This window comes from Marinomonas sp. ATLA20 (genome assembly GCF_057180105.1).
Map to the genome: position 1 here is coordinate 1 of NZ_JBXUKU010000059.1, position 315 is coordinate 315.

At 52.1% G+C, this 315-nt stretch carries 1 protein-coding gene; it reads right to left on the reverse strand.

The genetic code is table 11. The features are described 5' to 3' along the window. Nucleotides 1-315, reverse strand: a 315-nt coding sequence (locus AC2A4J_RS20440) for a cadherin repeat domain-containing protein (RefSeq protein WP_484177309.1), incomplete at both ends; no start/stop codon positions are given.

The window sequence follows — 315 nt, forward strand, 5'->3', positions numbered from 1 at the left end:
TGCTGTTGATGTCCAATAGTCCAGCATCGGTACCCGTTAGGCTGTACACCAAGGTATTGTTCGTCGCCGTACCATCGGCATCCGTACCTGTCGCGGTGTAAATGACCGTACTAGTGTCGGCGTTCTCATCCACACTGCCGGTCGCACCGGACGTAATTACTGGCGTGTTGTCATTAAGGTCATTAACGCTGACCGTCACCGCTTGACTCACATTGAGACTGCCTGAGTTGTAGTTGCCCGCACCGTTATCTGTCGCCACAACATTGAAGCTGTAGCTGCCTTTCGTCTCGTAATCGGCTGAGTTTTTAAGCGTCA